Genomic DNA, 18,445 nt, shown 5'->3' on the forward strand with positions numbered 1-18,445 from the left:
GAAGCCTCAGGCGCCGGATCAGCCAACCTTGATCTCGTTGCGCACTTCCTTCACGCCAGGCACGGCCTGCACCGCCTTCAGGGCCTTCTGAGCCAGGTCGGCGCTGGGCGCCGCGCCCTTGAGCACGATCACACCTGCGGCCGTGCTGCTCACCGTCAGGGGCAGCGTCTGCAGATCCTTGTCCTGTTGCAGTGCCGCCTGGGCCTTGCTCGTGATGGCCGCGTCGCCAGCGGTTTGTGCTTGCGCTACCTGTTCGGCCGGAGCGGGGGCCGGGGTGGCAGCGGGTGCGGGGTCGGCGGCGAAGGCACCGGTGGCGGCAGTCGCCATCAGGGCAGCGGACAGCAGTCGGGCGAAGGTGGATGTTTGTCGCATGCAGATCTCCTGAAGATGCGTGAATCAAGCGCGATGCCGAGTGGCATCACGGACAGGCTTAGCGCAAGGGCTGTGCCAGTTCTTGATTTCCTCGGCGAATCAACGACTTAGGCTGCAACAAACACCTGCAGGCATGGTTTGCACCCAGCCGCGACAGCGGTTTTGTCGCCGCATGGCGACACCCCGTCGCGGCACTTCGCTAAGTGCTTGATTCATCTGACAACTTCTTGTCGCCGGAAGCCGACGCCGCCGTTAGGGGGCCGGTGCGGAACAGCTGCGGGTCCAGGCCGTGCTTCTGCATCAGGCGGTAGAACTCGGTGCGGTTGCGGTCGGCCAGCCGTGCGGCCTCGGCGACGTGGCCGGACGTGAGCTTGAGCAGCTGGTTCAGGTACTCGCGCTCGAAGCGCTGCTTGGCATGCTGGTAGTTCAGCACGTCGGCGGCCGGCATCTGCAGCGCACGCTGCACCTGCGCCAGCGGCACCAGCGGCGCGGTCGCCAGCACGCAGACCTGCTCGACGACGTTGTAGAGCTGGCGTGCATTGCCGGGCCAGGGCGCCGTCACCAGCGCCTCCAGCGCGTCGGGCGCGAAGCCCCTGACCGGCTTGCGGTGGCGCCCGGCCAGCGTGGTCAGGAAGTGCTGGGCCAGCAGCGCAATGTCCTCGCGGCGCTCGGACAGCGGCGGCAGGCGCAGCTTGACGACATTGAGCCGGTAGTAGAGGTCGGGCCGGAACTGGCCCTCTGCCATCGCCAGCTCCAGGTCCCGGTGGGTGGCGGACAGCACGCGCACGTCCACCGGCAGCGCCTCGTTGCTGCCCACCGGGCGCACCATGCGCTCCTGCAGCACACGCAGCAGCTTGACCTGCAGCGCCAGCGGCATGTCGCCGATCTCGTCGAGGAACACGGTGCCGCCCTGCGCCGCCGGGATCAGGCCTTGCCGGTGACCCTGGGCGCCGGTGAACGCGCCTTTCACGTGGCCGAACAATTCGGACTCCAGCAGCGCCTCGGGAATGGCCCCGCAGTTCACCGCGATGAAGGGTTTGGCCGCACGCGGGCTGGCCTTGTGGATGGCGCGGGCCAGCAGCTCCTTGCCGGTGCCGCTGTCGCCGGTGATCAGCACGCTGGCATCCGTCGCCGCGACCAGCCGCGCTTCCGACAGCACCTCGGCCATGCGCGGGCTGCGGCTGATGATCTCGCTGCGCCAGGCGCCGTCGCCGCCCGCCGGCGCCGGGCCGGGCGCGTTGACGACCAGCGCCTGGTTGATCTTGGCCAGCAGCTCCTTGCCGTCGAACGGCTTGGTCAGGTAGGCATGGGCGCCGCGCGTCGTCGCCTCGACCGCATCCGGGATGTTGCCGTGCGCGGTCAGCAGGATGACGGGCAGCGACGGGTGGCTGGCGCGCACCTCGTCGAACAAGGCCAGCCCGTCCAGGCCGGGCAGGCGCACGTCGGTGATGATGAGGGACGGCAGCCGCACGGCCAGGTGGGCCAAGGCGGCCTCGGCGCTGGACACCGCCTGCACCGCGTGGCCGGCGGCGGTCAGCCGCATCGTCATCAGGCGCAGCAGGTCGGCGTCGTCGTCGACGAGCAGGATGGAGGCGGGTGTCGTCATGGCGGGGCACTCCTTCATCGTGACGTGCCCGCCTTGACGGGCAGCGTTTGCTCGATGGCCTTCAGCGCCTCGAGCTTTTCGTTGAGCTGCTCGTTGCGGCGCTGGCTGTCGCGCAGCTGCTGGCTCAGCCTGTCGACACTGTCCAGCAGCCGGCGTTGCTCGGCCAGCCGCGCGGCCAGCAGCGCCGCCAGGGCTTTCAGCGGCTCGGCCTGCGCGTCCGTCGCGTTGACCACGAGCTCCAGTTGCGCCGCGGCCTGGGCCAGTTCGGCGCTGCTGCGGCCCTGGCCCAGCAACAGCGCGCGGCGCATCGCCAATGCCGCGGGAGCGGCCGAGACGTCGACGGCCGGCGTGGGTTCGGCGGTGCCGCGCGCGCGCAGCTCGGTGGCATAGGCCAGCACGGCTCTGAGCTCGTCGGCCTCCGGTGGCGGTGGCGGCGCGGGTGGCTCGGGGCAGACCGGCTCGGCCGGCGGCGGGGGCGGCGCGGCGGGCGTCGGCACCGGCGTCTGGCAGGCCGCCAACAGCAGCACGAAGCAAATCTCAAACAGTCGTCGCATGGGGGAGTTCGATCCGGAAATGGGCGCCGCGGTCGCTCGGCAGCAGGCGGCAGCTGCCGCCATGCGCCTGAACGATCTCGCGCACGATGGACAGGCCGATGCCGCTGCCGCGGCGGGCACCGGGCGCCTGGTTGCGGCCCTGGTAGAAGGGGTCGAAGATGCGCTCGACATCCTCGGCCGCCACACCGGGGCCAGCGTCGATGCAGTCGATGCGCACCTTGCCGCCGCGCTGCTCCAGCGCCAGCGTGATGGTGCCGCCGGGCGGGCTGAAGCGCACGGCGTTGATCAGCAGGTTGGCCAGCACGACGCCCAGCTTCTCGCCGTCGACGAGGGCCGTGCAAGGCTCGCCGTCGACGCGCACCTGCAGCCCCCTGGCCTGCCACAGCAGCCGCTGGTCGTCCACGACGCGCTCGAGCAAGGCGCTCAAGTCGGCCGGCCGGCGCTGCAGCTGCTGCGAGTCCGAGGCCAGCGTCTGGTAGCGCAGCAGGTCCTCGATCTGGCCCTGCAGCGCCGCGCTGTTGTCGCCGAGGATGCGCACGATCTCGGTCTGGTCGGGCGTCAACGGCCCGGCCACGCCGTCGCGCAGCAGCGCCGCGCCTTCGCGGATGGAGGCCATGGGCGTCTTCAGCTCGTGCGAGATGTGGCGCACGAAGCGAGTCTTGTCGGACTCCAGCGTCGCCAGGCGCTGGCGCAGCCATTCCAGCTGGCGGCCAAGCCGGCGCAGGTCCGCCGGGCCGCGCACGAGGACCGGTTCGTCGAAGCGGTTGTCGCCCAGCCGGCCGATGGCCGCCTCGACATGGGCCAGCGGCCGCAGCAGCCAGTGGCCGAAGCTGAAGCCCAGCAGCACCGCCAGCGCGATGGCGCCCAGCACCAGCGCACTGATGAGGCGGCGCTGCTGCTCCAGCTCGGCCAGCACCGCGTCGCTGCGGCGGTCCATCGCCTGCTGGCTGTGCTCGGCCAGCGTCTCGTTGAGGCGGTGCAGCCGCGCGAACACCGGCGTCAGCCGCCGCAGTGCGCCCGGTCGGGCGCGGCCCGGGTTCTGCAGCACCTCCCAGGCAACGTCGGCCTGTGTCGCCCACTCGGCGAGCAGCTGCTGCGAGGCGCGATCGGGCAGCAACTCGGCCAACACCGACTGCGTGGCCTTGGCGTCCTGCCAGGCCGCTTCATAGCGGTCGCGCAGGCTGGTGTCGTCCAGCACCAGGAACTGGCGCGCACTGCGCTCCATCGCCACGGTGCGCTCGGCCAGGCGCTGGCCCTGCGCGGTCAAGGCCGCTGCGTCCTGCGAGGCCTGCCGGCCCTGTACGGCCACATGCTCCAGCGCCAGCATCGCCTGCGCTGCGGCGCCGCCCAGCAACGCGGTGATCAACAGGAAGGCGGCCAGCAGGCACTGGTGGAAGGACAGGCCGCGCAGGCGCTGCCAGGCCGAGTCGGGGGAAGGCGTGGGCTCGGTCTGAGGGGCGGCGGCGAGGGCGGGGTCCAGGGTGTGCGAAGGCATCGGTGGCAGGTGCCGCGCGGGGCGCTGCATGCTAGGACGCGATGCCACATGAACGCCCGCGGCGCCAGCCCGGTTTGCATCACGATGCAACCGCGCTGCCACGATCCGAAAAAACCACCTCGTGCTGCAGCGCACAAAACCGGGCGTAGGATGGCTTTCATGCGTCCCCAGATCCTGATCATCGGCTGCGGTTTCGGCGGCCTGGAGGCGGCGCGGGCCTTGCGGCGCGCCGATGTCGACATCACCCTCGTCGACAAGACCAACCACCACCTGTTCCAACCGCTGCTGTACCAGGTCGCGACGGCGGGGCTGTCGGCGCCGTCCATCGCGGCGCCGATACGCCATCTGTTCCGGCGCCAGCGCAACGTGACGACGCTGCTGGCCGAAATCGTCGCCATCGAGCCGCAGGCCCGCACCGTGACACTGAAGGACGGCGCGCAGCTGCACTGGGACCATCTCATCGTCGCCGCCGGCGCGACGCACAGCTACTTCGGCCGCGACGACTGGGCACCGTTCGCGCCGGGGCTGAAGACGCTGGAAGACGCCTTCGAGATCCGCCGCCGGGTGTTGATGGCGTTCGAGGCCGCCGAGCGGGAGGACGACCCGGCGCGCCGCGCGGCGCTGCTGCAGTTCGTCGTCGTTGGCGGTGGGCCGACGGGTGTCGAGCTGGCCGGCACTTTCGCCGAGATCGCGCGGCACACGCTGCCAGGCGAGTTCCGCCGCATCGACCCGCGCCAGGCGCGCGTGCTGCTCGTCGAAGGCGGCCCCCGCGTGCTGCAATCCATGCCCGAGGGCCTGAGCGAGCGCGCCCGCGAGCAGCTGGCGGCGCTCGGCGTGGAGGTCAAGGTCGGCGCACGCGTGACCGGCATCGACGCCGAGGGGCTGGACATCACCACCGCCACCGGCCCCGAGCGGCTGCTGAGCCGCTGCGTCGTCTGGGCCGCGGGCGTGGCGGCCTCGAAGCTGGGCCGCGCGCTGGCCGAAGCCACCGGCTGCACGCTGGACCGGGCCGGCCGCGTCGTCGTGGAGCCCGACCTGAGCCTGAAGGGCCACGCCGGCATCCAGGTCATCGGCGACCTGGCCGCCGCGCAAAGCCATGCGCCGGGCCGCGAGCCGAGGCCGGTGCCCGGCGTGTCGCCCGGCGCCAAACAGATGGGGCGCTGCGCCGCCGCCAACATCCTGCGCCGGCTGCGCGGCGAGGCGACGCAGGCCTTCCGCTACCGCGACTACGGCAACCTGGCCACCATCGGCCGCAACAGCGCGGTGGTGGACCTGGGCACGCCGGCGGGTGCGCTGCGGTTCTCAGGCTATCCGGCCTGGCTGTTCTGGCTGTTCGCCCACGTGTGGTTCCTGATCGGCTTCCGCAACCGCTTCGTCGTGCTGCTGGACTGGGCCTGGGCCTACTGGACCTATGACCGCAGCGCGCGCGTCGTGGCCGGCGCTGGGCTCGATGGGCTCAGCGGGGCCAGCCCGGCGCGTGACGGTCGGGCCGACGGTTGTCGTCCGGCAGGCTGACGAGCAGCAGCGCGAAGCTGCTGCCCAGCGCGGCCACGGCCCAGAAGATCAGGAAGCTGACGGTGTAGACGGCCTGTACCGACAGCTCCACTGGCGCCGCACCGAACCAGCGCAGTTCGCCCGGGTCGACGACGGCGAACACCAAGGCCTCCAGCACGCCGGCCGACAGGAAGGACGACCAGGCCACCGCCATCGCGAAGCGCGCGATGCGCGAGGGGCCGGGCGGGCCGTTCAAGGCTTGGCTCCCACCACGCCCTGCACGCCGGTCGCAGCGTGGTTGCGGGCGGTCACTGCGGGCACGTCGTCAGCGCTGGCGGACCGCCGCAGTGGTGGGTCGGGGTGGCGGATGGCCAGCGTCACCGTGACGATGCTGGCCAGGATGACGGCCACCGGGCCGGACACGACGAGCCAGACCATGGGCTCGCGCCAGGCGGAAGAGCGGGTTGTGGGCGTGAGTGTGGGCGTGGTCATGGGGGTTCTCCTGCCGCGTCATCGCGGCACGACGAAGGTGGATTTCTCGGTGACGCTCTCGCCGCTGGCGCTGCGCACCAGCCATCGCATGGGCTGGGCGCCGGGCTTGAGGTCCTGGGCCGCCTCCGGCGGCAGGCGCAGCGCCACCGTGACCCAGCGCGCCTCGGCCGGGCCGAGGGTGACGCTGGCCGCCTGGCTGAGCCGCAGGCCGGGCAGGCCGTCGGCCTCCACCTTGAGCTGCTGCGGCGCCTCGGTAGCGTTCATCAGCTGCAGGCGGTAGACGTTTTCGATCCAGCCGTCCTCGACCTGGCGGGCCAGCGTCGCGCGGTCGCGCACGACATCGACACGGAAGGCATGGCGGTTCGCCAGGCTCCACAGCACGCCGCTGCTCAGCACCAGCAGCAGCCCACCGTAGATCAGCACGCGCGGCCGGAAGATGCGCCGCCAGCGCTGGGCGCGCGTGAGCTGCCTGGCCATGCCGTTCTCGGTGTCGTAGCGGATCAAGCCATGGGGCGTGCCCATCTTGTCCATGACGCCGTCGCAGACGTCGATGCAGGCGGCGCAGCTGATGCACTCGTACTGCAGGCCGTTGCGGATGTCGATGCCGGTCGGGCAGACCTGCACACACAGGCCGCAGTCGATGCAGTCGCCCACGGCCTGGCTGCGCGCTTCGCTCTTCTTGTTGCGCAGCGCGTTGTGGCCGCGCGGCTCGCCGCGGGCGGGGTCGTAGCTGACGATCAGTGTGTCGCGGTCGAACATCGCGCTCTGGAAGCGCGCGTAAGGGCACATGTACTTGCAGACCTGCTCGCGCATGAAGCCCGCATTGCCGTAGGTGGCGAAGCCGTAGAACAGCACCCAGAAGGCTTCCCAAGGGCCGAACGAGAAGCTCATCAGCTCGCGGATGGGCGTGAAGTAGCCGACGAAGCTGAAGCCGGTGAACAGCGCCAGCGCGACCCACGCGGCCTGCTTGCCGCCCTTGCGCCAGAGCTTGTTCAGCGACCACGGTGCCTTGTCGAGCTTGAGCCGGGCGTTGCGGTCACCCTCGAACCAGCGCTCGATGAGCACGAACAGTTCGGTGTAGACCGTCTGCGGGCAGGCATAGCCGCACCACACCCGCCCGGCCACGGCGGTGAACAGGAACAGCCCGTAGGCTGACATCAGCAGCAGGGCCGTGAGGTACACGAAGTCCTGCGGGTACAGCACGAAGCCGAAGACGTAGAAGCGCCGCGCGGCGAGGTCGAACAGCACGGCCGGCCGGTCGCCCCAGGTCAGCCAGGGCAGGCCGTAGAAGACGAGCTGCGTCAGCGCCACGAGGGCCCAGCGCAGGTTCGTGAAGCGGCCCCGCACGCTGCGAGGGTGGATCTTGTCTTCCGACTTGTACAGGCGGATGACGGCTTCGGAATCGGCCATGGGTCAACTTACTGGGAGAGGCCCCAGACGTAGGCCGACAACACGCGGATCTGCTCGGGGGTGAGGCGCTCGCCGTGGGCCGGCATCTGGTTGTGCTTGCCGCCGTTGATCATCGCGATGACGGCCGGCTCGCCCCAGCCGTGCAGCCAGACCTTGTCGGAGAGGTTGGGCGCGCCGAGTGCCGGGTTGCCCTTGCCGCCCACGCCGTGGCAGGCCGCGCAGGCGCTGAACTTGGGCTTGCCGAGCTGCGCGAACAGCGGGTTGTGCGGGCTGCCGGACAGCGACAGCACGTAGTGCGCGACGTTGCGCACGTCCTCGCTGCTGCCGACCGCCGCGGCCATCGGGGGCATCTGGCCCTCGCGGCCCTTGGTGATGGTCTCGCCGATGGTCTCGAAGCTGCCGCCCCACAGCCAGTCCTTGTCGGTCAGGTTGGGGAAGCCCTTGGAGCCCTTGGCGTCGGAGCCATGGCACTGGGCGCAGTTGTTGGCGAACAGCCGCTCGCCGATGGCGTGGGCCTTGGGGTCCTTGGCGAGCTGCTCCGGCGCCATGCCGGTGAAGGCGGCATAGACGGGCGCCATCGCGGCACGCGCCTGCGCCACATCGTTGGCGTGCTCGTTGACGCTGGTCCAGCCCAGCTTGCCGGAGACGCTGCCCAGGCCCGGGTAGAGCGCCAGGTAGGCGCCGGCGAAGACCACCGTCAGCACGAACAGCACCATCCACCACAGCGGCAGCGGGTTGTTCAGCTCGCGCAGGTCCTCGTCCCAGATGTGGCCGGTCGTGTTGTCGGCCGCGGAGGGCTGGCGGCGGCTCGCGATGAGGAGCAGCACGATGCAGGCCAACAGGCCCAGCACGGTGGCGGCGGCGACGAAGACCGACCAGCCGTCATTGATGAAATCGCTCATTGCTCATCCCCTTGCAGAGGCAGCTCGGCCGCCGCGTCGAAGCGGCCGCGCCAGGCCCAGACGACGATGCCGAGGAAAACGGCCAGTGACACCAACGTCACCGCCACGCGCAGTTCATTGATTCCCACGGGAGGCCTCCTTGTTCTTCGATGCGCCGGCAGTGCCGAGCACTTGCAGATAGGCGATCAGGGCGTCCAGTTCGGTCTTGCCGGCGGCGGCCTCGACCGAACCCTTGATCTCGGCGTCGCTGTAGGGCGCGCCCAGCGTGCGCAGCGCGGTCATCTTGGCCGGCAGCGCGGCCGCGTCGACCGGCGCGTTCACCAGCCATGAGTAGGCCGGCATGTTGGACTCCGGCACCAGATCCCGCGGGTTGATCAGGTGGATGCGGTGCCAGTCGTCGCTGTACTTGCCGCCGACGCGATGCAGGTCCGGGCCGGTGCGCTTGCTGCCCCACTGGAACGGGTGGTCGTAGACGAACTCGCCAGCCTTGGAGTACTCGCCGTAGCGCAGCGTCTCGGCCAGCAACGGGCGGATCATCTGCGAGTGGCAGTTGTAGCAACCCTCGCGGACATAGATGTCGCGGCCGGCGACCTGCAGCGCCGTGTAGGGCTTCAGGCCGGGGGCGGCCTGCGTGGTCGAGCGCTGGAAGAACAGCGGCACGATCTCGACGAAGCCGCCGACGAAGACCGTCAACAGGACCAGCACGATCATCAGCAGGTTGCTGGTCTCGATGCGCTGGTGGCCGGTGACACGTTCAATGTTGTTGCTCATAAGGATTCCTCAGGCGTGGGCCAGCACGGCCGGGATGCGCACCTGCTGCGTCTTGCCCACCTGCATGGTCTTCACGACGTTCCAGGCCATGATCAACATGCCGCCCAGGTACAGCAGGCCACCGGTCAGGCGGATCACGTAGAACGGCCAGGTTGCCTTGACGCTCTCGACGAAGGTGTAGACCAGCGTGCCGTCCGGGTTGACCGCGCGCCACATCAGGCCCTGCATGACGCCCGCGATCCACATCGCGGCGATGTAGAGCACGATGCCCAGCGTCGAGATCCAGAAGTGCAGCTCGATGGCGCTCTTGGAGTACATCTCCGTGCGGCCGAACATGCGCGGGATCAGGTGGTACAGCGAGCCCATCGAGATCAGCCCCACCCAGCCCAGCGCGCCGGCATGCACGTGGCCGACCGTCCAGTCGGTGTAGTGCGACAGCGCGTTGACCGTCTTGATCGACATCAGCGGCCCCTCGAAGGTGGCCATGCCGTAGAACGACAGCGCGACGATGAGGAACTTCAGGATGGGGTCGTCGCGCAGCTTGTGCCAGGCACCCGACAGCGTCATGATGCCGTTGATCATGCCGCCCCAGCTGGGCGCCAGCAGCACCAGGCTGAACAACATGCCCACGCTTTGCGCCCAGTCGGGCAGTGCCGTGTAGTGCAGGTGGTGCGGGCCCGCCCACATGTAGGTGAAGATCAGCGCCCAGAAGTGGACGATGGACAGCCGGTAGCTGTAGACCGGCCGCTCGGCCTGCTTGGGGATGTAGTAATACATCATCCCGAGGAAGCCCGCGGTCAGGAAGAAGCCGACCGCGTTATGGCCGTACCACCACTGCACCATCGCGTCCTGCACGCCCGCGTAAGCCGAGTAGCTCTTCCAGAAGCTGACCGGCAACACCGCGCCGTTGACGATGTGCAGCAGCGCCACGGCCAGGATGAAGCCGCCGAAGAACCAGTTGGCGACGTAGATGTGGCGGATCTTGCGCCGCCCCACCGTGCCGAAGAAGACGATGGCGTAGGCCACCCAGGCCACCGTGATGAGCAGCGCGATGGGCCATTCCAGCTCGGCGTATTCCTTGCCGCGCGTGAGGCCCATGGGCAGCGTGACGGCCGCGCCGACGATGACCGCCTGCCAGGCCCAGAAATGGAACCAGGCCAGCTTGGGCGCGAACAGCCGCGTCTGGCCGGTGCGCTGCACGACGTGGTAGCTGGTCGCCATCAGCGTGCAGCCGCCGAACGCGAAGATCACCGCGTTGGTGTGCAGCGGCCGCAGGCGGCCGTAGCTGAGCCATGGGATGCCGAAGTTCAACTCCGGCCAGGCCAGCTGCGCGGCGATGAACACGCCCACCGCCATGCCCACCACACCCCAAAGCACGGCAGCCAGTGCGAATGCGCGCACCGGCCCGTCCTCGTATGTCGTTGCGCCCGGTGCTACCGGGGCTTTGTCGTTCGCCATCGCGACTCCTTCAGTCTGATGGAAACGATTCTTCTAGGTGGCGGTCCTAGGGGGCTTGATCCGCATCAAGCAGGATGCGTTCACCCTCGCCGTCGACGCCATCGAGTTGGCCGGAGTTCACGGCCCAGCCGAACACCGCCACGATGAGCAGCACCAGCACGACGGAAAAGGGGATGAGAAGGTAGAGGATGTCCATCAGCGGTTGAGTCGTTGCGCGTTGAGGACCACGAACAGCGAACTCGCCGCCATGCCGATGCCCGCCGCCAGCGGCGGCAGCCAGCCGGCCAGCGCCAGCGGCACGCAGGCGGCGTTGTAGAACGCGGCCCAGGCGAGGTTCTGGCGCAGCACGCGGCGCGTCTTCCTCGCCAGCGCCAGCGCCTGCGGCAGGGCCATCAGCCGGTCGGACACCAGCAGCGCATCCGCCGTGCTTCGGGCCAGCATGGCCCCCTGTCCCATCACGATGCGCACGTCGGCCGCGGCCAGCACCGGCGCATCGTTGATGCCATCGCCCACCATCAGCACGTGCTCGCCGTCGGCCTGCCAGCCGCGCACGGCAGCGAGCTTGGACGCCGGCGTGGCGCCAGCGCGCCAGTGGGTGATGTCCAGGGCGCCAGCCATGTGCGCGACGGCCGCGGGCTGGTCGCCCGACAGCAGGCGCACGCGCTGCCCCTGCGCCCGCAGCGCCTTGACGGCATCGGCAGCGTCGGCACGCGGCGCCTCGGCCAGGTCCAGCCACAGCACGCAGTCGCCGCAGCCGAAGGCCAGCCGCGCGGCCATGTCAGGCCGCTCGCTGACCCAGGCCGGCGCGCCCAGGCGCCACAGCCGCCCGGTCGCGTCGCGGGCCTCGATGCCGCGGCCCGCCAGCTCCCGCACATCGGCCCAGGCGCCGGCTGGCGTGCCGTCCGCCAGCGCCCGTGCATGCGGGTGTCGCGACAGCGCCGCCAGGCTGCGGGCCACGGCCAGCAGCGCATCGGCATCTGCGCCCTGGGCCCAATGCCGACGCAACTGCAGGCGGTCCTCGCTGAGCGTGCCGGTCTTGTCGAAGACGACGGTATCCACCGTGCACAACCGCTCCAGCGCCGACAGGTCGGCCAACAGCAGGCCGCGCCGCGCGAGCGCGCCGCTGGCGGTCAGCCACGCGGCCGGCGCGGCCAGCGTCAGCGCGCAGGGGCAGGTGACGATGAGCACCGCGACCGCGATGGCGACCGCACGCCCCGGCTCGATCCACCACCAGGCGATGCCCGCACCCAGCGCCAGCAGCAGCACGACCGCCGTGAACCCCGCCGCGACGCGATCGATCACGCCGCTGTCCATCGGCCTCTGGCTCTGGGCCTGCTGCATCAGCCGCACGATGCCTTGGGCCGTCGTGTCCGCACCGACGCGCTGCACACCGACGGTCAGCGAGCCGTCCAGGTTGATGCTGCCCGCCACGACCGCGTCGCCCACCGCCTTGGCCACCGGCGCCGATTCGCCCGTCAGCAGCGCCTCGTTGACCCAGCCCTGGCCTGCGAGCACGCAGCCGTCCGCCGCGAACGCCTCGCCGGCGGCGACCCGGATGCGGTCGCCCACGCGCAGCGCCTCGGGCGGCACGCGCTCGCTGCTGCCGTCGTCGCGCAGCCGCTCGGCCGCCATCGGCAGCGAACCCGCCACCGCTTCCAGCGCGTCGGCAGCGCGGTGCCGCGCGCCCAGCTCGAACCAGCGCGCCAGCAGCAGCAGCGCGACGAACATCGTCAGTGAATCGAAATAGACCTCGTGGCCCAGCGGCCCGGCGGGGTCGAACAGCGCCCCGGTGCTGGCCACGAACGTGACGGCGATACCCAGCGCCACCGGCACATCCATGCCCAGCCGCCCCGCGCGAAGCTGCCGCCACGCACCGCTGAAGAAGTGGCCGGCCGCGAAGACCATCACGGGCAGCGTCAGCACCCAGCAGCCCCAGCGCAGCAGACGGTCCAGGTCGCTCGACAGCTCACCCGCCTCGGCCACATAGGCCGGCGTCGCGAACATCATGACCTGCATCATCAGGAAGCCCGCCACGAACAGCCGCCACAGCGCCTGGCGCCGCTCCTGGCGGCGCAGTTCGCGCGCCGGCGCGGCGACGTCGGGGGTGGCGCGATAGCCGGCGGACTGCAGCGCCGCCAGCACGTCCGCCAGCGCCACGCGGGAAGGCCACCAGCGCAGCGCCAGCCGCGCCGACGCCGGGTTGACGCTCGCACCTTGCACGCCGGGCTGCTTCAGCAGCGCTGCCTCGATGATCCCGGCGCAGGCCGCGCAATGCATGCCGGCCACCTGGAACTGCGACGCCGCCACCCCGGCCGGGCCGTCGGGCCAGGTCGTGAAGGGGGCGAGAAGCTGCGCGTCGGCCTCAGCCACGTGCAAGCCAGAGGGTAGAGCGCTCACGCCGATAATCTAGGCCGCACCCCCTGCCCCGCCCATGACCTGCATCAAAGCAATCGCCTTCTCCGCGCTCCTCGTCGTGTCCGGATTCACGGCGGCCCAGGACGCGCCGCAGCAACTGCGCAGCATCCCGCTGACGGCCGGCATGCACGTCATCCAGGCGGAGGTCGCCGCCTCGCCCCAGGAGCGCGCCATCGGCCTGATGCACCGCAAGAGCATGCCCGCCAACAACGGCATGCTGTTCGTCTTCGAGAGCGCCGAGCCGCAATGCTTCTGGATGAAGAACACGCTGCTGCCGCTGTCCATTGCCTTCATCGACGACGCCGGCCAGGTCGTCAACACCGCCGACATGAAGCCGATGGACGAGACCTCGCACTGCTCCAGCAAGCCGGTGCGCTTCGCGCTGGAGATGAACCAGGGCTGGTTCGCCAAGCGCGGCGTCAAGGCGGGCAGCAAGATCAACGGCCAGCCCTGGCCGCGCTGACCCCTAGTTCAAACGACCTCTTCGGAATGCGTCTTGCATGGCGCAAGGCCTCCTTCAGCATTTCCAGGAGGCTTGCCCCATGTCGGATCTTTCAGAACCCGTCGGAGCGTCCGGCACGACGTTCTCCCATGTGAAGCCGGCCGACACGCCCTGGCGCAGCGACGGCCTCAGGGACTTCTTCCTCTACCGCGACCTGGGCATCGCCGAAGCCACCAACGGCCGCGTCATCGCGCACCTTGTGAAGGCGAACATGGCCCCCGAACAGGGCACCGGCTGGCACCGCCATGAAGCGGATTTCCAGATCGTGCTGATGACCAAGGGCTGGGCCAAGTTCATGTACGGCGACCAGGAGACGCTGGTCCAGGCCGGCGACTGCGTGCACCAACGCCCAGGCATCGTGCACTACCTGTTCGACTACTCGCCGGACATGGAATACCTGGAGATCGTCTCGCCCGCCGCCTTCAAGACGGTGGACGCGCCCGCGCCCTGCGACGTGCCGCTGCCCGCGCCTTGGGGTTGATCAGAAATCCATGTCCAGGAGCTCGATCTCCTCGGGCTCCTGCTTCGCCTCCCTGATCCAGGCCTGCATCTCCGGCATCGCCAGGATGGTGTCGCGGTAGGCCGCGCACGCGGGCGGCAACGGCACGTCGTAGGTGTGCAAGCGCGTCGCCACCGGCGCGAAGATCGCATCCGCCGCGCTGCGCTTCCGGCCGAACAGGAACGGGCCGCCGTAGCGGGCGAGGCAGTCGCTCCAGATCTCGACGATGCGTTCGATGTCGGGCTTGGCACCGGTCCAGACCTTGTGGCCCGGGAAGTGGCCCTTGAGGTTCATCGGCAGCGCGGCGCGCAGGTTGGCGAAGCCCGAGTTCATCTCGCCGCAGACGGCGCGCGCATGCGCCCGCGCGATGCGGTCGGCGGGCCACAGGCCGGCCTTGGGAAAGGCCTCGTTCAGCGTTTCGGCGATGGCCAGCGTGTTCCACACCGTCATGCCGTCGTGGCGCAGGCAGGGCACACGGATGGACGGCGCGAGCAGCAGCAGCTCCTTGCGCGCCTCCTCGTCGTCGGGCGGCACCATGACCTCGTCGAAGGTGAGGCCGGCGAAGCGCGCCAGCAGCCAGCCGCGCAGCGACCAGGACGAGTAGTTCTTGCTGCTCAGCGTCAGCGTGGCAGCCGGGGCGGCCTTGCTGCGCGTGCGGGCCATGGGCCGGGTCGGCGTGGCAACGGGCATGGGCGTCTCCTGGCGGTGTGTGTGCAGCACGGGACGCAAGCGCCATGCCACGCTGGCGCGCTCCTTGCGTCGCTGGGTACACCCCCGGGCTTAGCAGGAGCACCCATGTACCCCGCCTACCAGGCCCATGCCGACCTGCTGTGGCCGCTGCGCGCGGTCACCCGCCTGTCGCTGCCCTTACTGCAGGACCCCGGTATCGCCGCGGCCGGCTGGTTCCCCGCCAGCCAGCTGTCCGCCGCCGGCAAGGTGTTCGAGCTGGCGCAGATCACGCACAAGCGCCCGCCCTGGCGCATCGCCGAGGCGGGCAGCGGCGAGGAGCGCTGGCCCGTGACCGAGGAGGCGGTGCTGACGACGCCCTTCGCGACGCTGCTGCGCTTTCGCCGCGAGGGTGCGCCCGCCGCGCCCAAGGTGCTGGTCGTCGCGCCCATGTCCGGCCACTTCGCCACGCTGCTGCGCGACACCGTGTGCACGCTGCTGCAGGACCACGACGTCCACGTCACCGACTGGCACAACGTCCGCGATGTGCCGCTGCAGGCCGGCCGCTTCGGGCTGGACGAGTACACCCAGCACCTGATCGACTTCCTCGCCGCGATGGGCCCGGGCGCCCATGTCGTCGCCGTCTGCCAGCCCTGCGTCAGCGCGCTGGCCGCGGTCGCGCTGATGGCGGAGGACGACCACCCCGCCACGCCGGCCAGCCTGGCGCTGATGGCCGGCCCCATCGACTGCCGCGTCAACCCCACCGAGGTCAACAAGCTGGCGACCGGCAAGCCCATCGAGTGGTTCGCCAAGCACCTCATCAGCCACGTGCCGTGGCGGTACAGGGGCGCGGGGCGACGGGTCTACCCGGGCTTCGTGCAGCTGTCGGCCTTCATGAGCATGAACCAGGACCGGCACGCCAACGCCTTCAAGGACTACTACCGTCACCTCGTCGCCGACGAGTTCGACAAGGCCGAGGTCACGCGCATGTTCTACGAGGAGTACATGGCCGTGGCCGACCTCGCGGCGGACTTCTACCTGGAGACGGTGGAGCGTGTCTTCCAGACCTTCGACCTGCCGCGCGGCGAGTTGATGTTCAAGGGCCGCCGCGTGAACCCCGCGGCCATCCGCCGCACGGCGCTGCTGACCGTGGAGGGGGAGCGCGACGACATCTGCTCGGTGGGCCAGACGCTGGCGGCGCAAGACCTGGCCAGCAGCCTGAAGCTCTACCTGCGCACCCACTACATCCAACCCAACGTGGGCCACTACGGCGTATTCAGCGGGCGGCGCTGGCAGCACCAGGTCTACCCGCTCGTCAGGCGCGTGATCCAGGTGTCTCAGTAGGCCCCTCGTCCAGTCGCGCCCCGCTGAACGCGGGCGCAGCTGGCCGGTCCCCCCGAGGGGACGGCGATGCTCTCGGCATCGAGCCGAGAACATCGCCAACGCGGGCCGGCTAGGGAGCGGCCCGGCGCTCGGCCCGAAAACGCAGGGCAACAAAAAGGGCCGGCGTCGGCCGGCCCTTGTTCAAGTGCGATCCGTTCAGGCGAAATTGGCTTCAGCGAACTGCCAGTTCACCAGGTTCGACAGGAAGGTCTCGACGAACTTGGGGCGCAGGTTGCGGTAGTCTATGTAGTACGCGTGCTCCCACACGTCGACGGTCAGCAGGGCCTTGTCGGCACCGGTCAGCGGCGTGCCGGCGGCGCCGGTGTTGACGATGTCGACCGTGCCGTCGGCCTTCTTGACCAGCCAGGTCCAGCCCGAGCCGAAGTTGCCGACGGCGCTCTTGACGAAGGCTTCCTTGAAGGCGGCGTAGCTGCCCCACTTGGCGTTGATCGCATCGGCCAGCTTGCCGCCGGGCTCGCCGCCGCCTTGCGGCTTCATGCAGTTCCAGAAGAAGGTGTGGTTCCAGATCTGGGCGGCGTTGTTGTAGATCGGGCCCGGGTTCGGCGCCTTCTTGATGATCTCTTCCAGCGTCAGCGCCTCGTACTCGGTGCCCTTTTGCAGGTTGTTGAGGTTGACCACGTAGGCGTTGTGATGCTTGCCGTGGTGGAACTCGAGGGTTTCCTGGCTGTAGTGCGGGGCCAGCGAGTCGATCGGGTAGGGCAGCGGGGGCAGCGTGTGTTCCATCGTGGAGTCCTCAGTGTTGGGGGGAAGGGAAACCGGAAGATTGTAGGGAGCGGGGATCACCCCTGCGACGAAGGCAGTACCCCCAAGACGCGCAAGTCCAGGCTGCCATCGGCCAGCACGGCGCGCACCTCCGCGCCGGCCAGCAGGCCGTGCACGGAGGTCACCGCGCCACCCGCGCCGTCGTCCAGCCAGGCATAGCCGCGTGCCAGCACGTGGCGGGGGTCGAGGGCCTGCAGCCTGGCTTGCAACCCGTCCAGCCGCACGAGCTGGCGCCGCAGCATGTCGGCCCGGGCGCGGTCCAGCCGCTGAACCTGGTGCGCCAGGCGCTGGCGCTGCAGCTCGATGCGCCGGCCCGGCGCCGCGGCGGCGCGCTGGGCCAGCAGGTCGAGCAGGCGGCGCTGCCGGGCCAGCGCATCACTCGGCCGCGCCAGGCGCAGGGCGATCCGGTCCAGGCGTTGGGCGAGTGTCTGCAGGCGCTGCTCGGTGGCGCGCGCCAGATGCCGCTCCAGGCCGGCGAGCATCTGCAGCAGCGCCTCGCGCGACGGCGCCGCCAGCTCCGCGGCGGCCGTGGGCGTGGGCGCACGCAGGTCGGCGGCCAGGTCGCACAAGGTGATGTCGGTCTCGTGGCCGACGCCGCAGACCACCGGCAGCAGCGAGCCGGCGACGGCGCGCACGACCCGCTCGTCGTTGAAGGCCCACAGGTCCTCCAGCGAGCCGCCACCGCGCACCAGCAGCAGCAGGTCGACCTCGGCGCGCTGGTTGGCGATGCGCAGCGCGTTGACAAGGGCCGGCGGCGCCTCCGTGCCTTGCACCGGGCTGGGGTAGACGACGACCTCGACTTGCGGCGCGCGGCGCGCCAGCGCCGTCAGCACGTCGTGCAGCGCCGCGCCGGCCGTGGACGTGATGACGCCGATGCGCCGCGGCAACGTCGGCAGCGGGCGCTTGGCGTCCTCGTCGAACAGGCCTTCGGCAGCCAGCCGCGCGCGCAGCTTCAGGAACTGTTCGTACAGCGTGCCGGCACCGGCGCGGCGCATGGCCTCGACGATGAACTGCAGCTCGCCGCGCGGCTCGTACACGGCCACGCGGCCGCGCAGCTCGACCAGTGCGCCGTCGCCGGGCGTGAAGTCCAGCAGCACCGCCGCGCGGCGGAACATCGCGCAGCGCAGGCTGGCGGCCTGGCCGTCGGCGTCCTTCAAGCCGAAATAGCAGTGCCCGCTGGCCGCGCGCGTGAAGCCGGAAATCTCGCCACCCACCGCCACGACCGAAAAGCGCTCGGCCAGGCTCTGCGAGACGGCCTCAAGCAAGCCTGCCACGCCCCAGACACGACGGTTTGATGCGGCTTCGCGGCCTTCAATCACGCGCAAACCCAATGCCGGCGCGGGCCGGGAAGTCCACAGCCGCGCCAATGCTGGGCTGGCGGGCGATTTCGGCCCATCGCACCTGTCACGGCGCTGTCATGAGCACATAAGGCCTTGTTTTTCAATTCGATTTCCGCTGCTCAAACTTGAGGCAAGTTGTCCAAAGCCTTGATTTGACGGCCTCTGCGGGCCTGCGCCCCCGTGTTGCCCACAAAGTTGTCCACAGCTGCGGTGGATTGTGGGAACGCTTTCGTGGCGCCGGCCATCACCGGCGGGGCCTGGGGCTGCGGTCATAATCCCGCGCACTCCCGGCCGCCAGCGGCC

The 18,445-nt window shown here is 70.2% G+C and carries 20 protein-coding genes; 4 read left to right on the forward strand and 16 right to left on the reverse strand.

Annotated elements, in window-relative coordinates; translation table 11 throughout:
• Positions 1–18: 18 nt before the first annotated feature.
• The 4 genes from ASD35_RS03445 to ASD35_RS03460 form a co-directional block, all read right to left on the reverse strand.
• A complete protein-coding gene (locus ASD35_RS03445) occupies positions 19–372 on the reverse strand; it encodes a BON domain-containing protein (protein ID WP_082579883.1) in 354 nt (117 codons plus the stop codon).
• A 199-nt stretch (positions 373–571) separates the two neighbouring features.
• The gene (locus tag ASD35_RS03450) at positions 572–1,978 is read right to left on the reverse strand and encodes a sigma 54-interacting transcriptional regulator (protein WP_056873522.1); all 1,407 of its coding nucleotides are present in this window, start codon (positions 1,976–1,978) and stop codon (positions 572–574) included.
• A 14-nt stretch (positions 1,979–1,992) separates the two neighbouring features.
• On the reverse strand, positions 1,993–2,532 hold the full coding sequence (locus ASD35_RS03455) for a hypothetical protein (RefSeq protein WP_157275354.1): 540 nt from the start codon (positions 2,530–2,532) through the stop codon (positions 1,993–1,995).
• The gene (locus ASD35_RS03460; RefSeq protein ID WP_082579884.1) at positions 2,516–4,027 is read right to left on the reverse strand and encodes a HAMP domain-containing sensor histidine kinase; all 1,512 of its coding nucleotides are present in this window, start codon (positions 4,025–4,027) and stop codon (positions 2,516–2,518) included. The genes ASD35_RS03455 and ASD35_RS03460 overlap by 17 nt, the downstream gene beginning before the upstream one ends.
• Positions 4,028–4,177: 150 nt before the next feature.
• Here ASD35_RS03460 and ASD35_RS03465 point away from each other — a divergent pair, with 150 nt between their 5' ends.
• Positions 4,178–5,542, forward strand: a complete 1,365-nt coding sequence (locus ASD35_RS03465; protein ID WP_056873524.1) for an NAD(P)/FAD-dependent oxidoreductase — start codon at positions 4,178–4,180, stop codon at positions 5,540–5,542.
• Here the strand turns inward: ASD35_RS03465 and ASD35_RS03470 are convergent.
• Genes ASD35_RS03470 through ASD35_RS03505 form a run of 9 tightly spaced genes read right to left on the reverse strand, consistent with a single transcriptional unit; the run spans position 5,484 to position 12,951 of the window.
• Positions 5,484–5,777, reverse strand: coding sequence for a hypothetical protein (locus ASD35_RS03470; protein WP_235538228.1), 294 nt, complete (start codon positions 5,775–5,777; stop codon positions 5,484–5,486). The two genes, ASD35_RS03465 and ASD35_RS03470, sit on opposite strands and share 59 nt — an antisense overlap.
• Positions 5,774–6,013, reverse strand: a complete 240-nt coding sequence (locus ASD35_RS03475; protein ID WP_157275355.1) for a hypothetical protein — start codon at positions 6,011–6,013, stop codon at positions 5,774–5,776. The genes ASD35_RS03470 and ASD35_RS03475 overlap by 4 nt, the downstream gene beginning before the upstream one ends.
• A gap of 18 nt (positions 6,014–6,031) precedes the next feature.
• On the reverse strand, positions 6,032–7,423 hold the full coding sequence (gene ccoG / locus ASD35_RS03480) for a cytochrome c oxidase accessory protein CcoG (RefSeq protein WP_056873525.1): 1,392 nt from the start codon (positions 7,421–7,423) through the stop codon (positions 6,032–6,034).
• A gap of 8 nt (positions 7,424–7,431) precedes the next feature.
• Positions 7,432–8,325, reverse strand: coding sequence for a cytochrome-c oxidase, cbb3-type subunit III (gene ccoP / locus ASD35_RS03485; RefSeq protein WP_056873526.1), 894 nt, complete (start codon positions 8,323–8,325; stop codon positions 7,432–7,434).
• Positions 8,322–8,453 (reverse strand): cbb3-type cytochrome c oxidase subunit 3, encoded by a 132-nt coding sequence (locus ASD35_RS27005; protein ID WP_157275356.1) that lies wholly within the window; start codon positions 8,451–8,453, stop codon positions 8,322–8,324. The genes ccoP and ASD35_RS27005 overlap by 4 nt, the downstream gene beginning before the upstream one ends.
• Positions 8,440–9,096 carry a cytochrome-c oxidase, cbb3-type subunit II gene (gene ccoO / locus ASD35_RS03490; RefSeq protein ID WP_056873527.1) on the reverse strand — a complete coding sequence of 219 codons (657 nt, stop codon included), beginning with the start codon at positions 9,094–9,096 and terminating at the stop codon, positions 8,440–8,442. The genes ASD35_RS27005 and ccoO overlap by 14 nt, the downstream gene beginning before the upstream one ends.
• A 9-nt stretch (positions 9,097–9,105) precedes the next feature.
• Entirely contained in the window at positions 9,106–10,554 is a 1,449-nt protein-coding gene (gene ccoN / locus ASD35_RS03495; protein WP_056873528.1) for a cytochrome-c oxidase, cbb3-type subunit I, read from the reverse strand.
• Between the two features lie 46 nt (positions 10,555–10,600).
• Positions 10,601–10,750, reverse strand: a complete 150-nt coding sequence (ccoS, locus tag ASD35_RS03500) for a cbb3-type cytochrome oxidase assembly protein CcoS (protein ID WP_056873529.1) — start codon at positions 10,748–10,750, stop codon at positions 10,601–10,603.
• Positions 10,750–12,951, reverse strand: coding sequence for a cation-translocating P-type ATPase (locus ASD35_RS03505; RefSeq protein WP_235538229.1), 2,202 nt, complete (start codon positions 12,949–12,951; stop codon positions 10,750–10,752). Before ASD35_RS03505 ends, ccoS begins: the two co-directional genes overlap by 1 nt.
• A 34-nt stretch (positions 12,952–12,985) precedes the next feature.
• On the opposite strand from ASD35_RS03505, the gene ASD35_RS03510 reads away from it, so the two are divergent.
• Complete coding sequence (locus tag ASD35_RS03510) at positions 12,986–13,432, forward strand: DUF192 domain-containing protein (protein ID WP_056873531.1); 447 nt, start codon at positions 12,986–12,988, stop codon at positions 13,430–13,432.
• 79 nt (positions 13,433–13,511) lie between these two features.
• Positions 13,512–13,952 (forward strand): cupin domain-containing protein, encoded by a 441-nt coding sequence (locus tag ASD35_RS03515; RefSeq protein ID WP_056873532.1) that lies wholly within the window; start codon positions 13,512–13,514, stop codon positions 13,950–13,952.
• Here ASD35_RS03515 and ASD35_RS03520 read toward each other — a convergent pair whose 3' ends face one another.
• Complete coding sequence (locus ASD35_RS03520) at positions 13,953–14,633, reverse strand: glutathione S-transferase family protein (RefSeq protein WP_056873533.1); 681 nt, start codon at positions 14,631–14,633, stop codon at positions 13,953–13,955. It abuts the gene before it with no gap.
• 132 nt (positions 14,634–14,765) lie between these two features.
• Here ASD35_RS03520 and ASD35_RS03525 point away from each other — a divergent pair, with 132 nt between their 5' ends.
• Positions 14,766–15,980 carry a polyhydroxyalkanoate depolymerase gene (locus ASD35_RS03525; RefSeq protein ID WP_056873534.1) on the forward strand — a complete coding sequence of 405 codons (1,215 nt, stop codon included), beginning with the start codon at positions 14,766–14,768 and terminating at the stop codon, positions 15,978–15,980.
• 195 nt (positions 15,981–16,175) lie between these two features.
• Here the strand turns inward: ASD35_RS03525 and ASD35_RS03530 are convergent, their stop codons facing one another.
• The gene (locus tag ASD35_RS03530; protein WP_056873535.1) at positions 16,176–16,763 is read right to left on the reverse strand and encodes a superoxide dismutase; all 588 of its coding nucleotides are present in this window, start codon (positions 16,761–16,763) and stop codon (positions 16,176–16,178) included.
• Positions 16,764–16,819: 56 nt separating this feature from the next.
• Positions 16,820–18,121, reverse strand: coding sequence for an exodeoxyribonuclease VII large subunit (gene xseA / locus ASD35_RS03535; protein ID WP_056874573.1), 1,302 nt, complete (start codon positions 18,119–18,121; stop codon positions 16,820–16,822).
• Positions 18,122–18,445 lie beyond the last annotated feature (324 nt).

This window comes from Pelomonas sp. Root1444 (assembly GCF_001426885.1).
Classification (GTDB): Bacteria; Pseudomonadota; Gammaproteobacteria; order Burkholderiales; family Burkholderiaceae_C; genus Pelomonas.